Source organism: Lacrimispora amygdalina (assembly GCF_003432035.1).
In the GTDB taxonomy this organism is placed as follows: domain Bacteria; phylum Bacillota; class Clostridia; order Lachnospirales; family Lachnospiraceae; genus Lacrimispora; species Lacrimispora amygdalina.
In genome coordinates this window covers 1-964 of the sequence record NZ_QOHO01000154.1, presented here as the reverse complement: position 1 = coordinate 964, position 964 = coordinate 1, and the positions used below count along the sequence as shown (strand labels likewise).

Below are 964 nucleotides of genomic sequence, written 5' to 3'. Positions count from 1 at the left end.
TGGCATGTTGGGTATGTTTTCTTTTACATGAAAGGAATACAGTCGCTCGCCATGAGCACAGACATTTCTGCAACTTGCTATAATACGAATCAGCTGATGAAGTTGCTTCTCTGATATATTGTTAAAATTAGTGCTTATTTTTGTTCGGATATCAGAAGTTGAATATTGATACATTTTAGAGACTTGTCCAAAAGTAAGTGCATTCATGGCGACCCACAAAGGAACATTACTGTATGTATTGATGTGATGTTTGATATATGCGTAGTGCGTGGGCAGTGATATGGTATCATTTAGTGCTCGAACAAGACGATAAATGTCATTTTTGTTTTTGTGCTTAAGGTTATAGTTGTTGATATCTAAATAGGCAGATTGATTTTCGCCGTACTTTTCACAAAAATGATAGGAAAGCATTGATTTTATATGGCGTTCTACATGGAGTATATACTTTAAAAATAAGGTTCGGAGTTCTTCATCGAACTTATAAAAAGCGACAAGTTCTTCAAATGTTACACCTCTTAGATATTTTTTTGATGCAGGATGCTTGAATAAATCTTTATATCCACCAATCAGAGAATAGTAGCTGAGTTTCTCCAATGTTTTTAAAGCGTAGGAAGGATCAGAAATGGTAAGTTCTTTTTCTGATTGTAATTTGTATAACTGTTGTTCATATGTAAAAAAAGCTTTTCCCATCGGATGTCTCCTTTGCATAGTGTGGTTATTGTGGTGCCTATAAAAATAAAAAAGGAGCCCACGCATGAGCTCCTCCGGCCACGGGCATCTCAAGTTTCCGTAGCGCAACCACTAAATATAATATACCCAAGAACCAGTAAAATGTCAATGGAAAGTATATTTTTCCAGAACTGAAAGGTGAAAATAATTCGCACTAATAATCCAGAAAACTAGGAATCTTCGTATCGATAAGGTAAAATATAGAAAAAACTTTGTCGCATAGGAGGCTCCAATG

The 964-nt window shown here is 35.4% G+C and carries 1 protein-coding gene; it reads right to left on the bottom strand.

Annotation, left to right across the window (positions count from 1 at the left end; genetic code table 11):
- Positions 1-690 (bottom strand): Abi family protein (locus DS742_RS28395; RefSeq protein WP_147325904.1); only part of this gene is annotated, 690 nt, incomplete at its 3' end.
- Positions 691-964 lie beyond the last annotated feature (274 nt).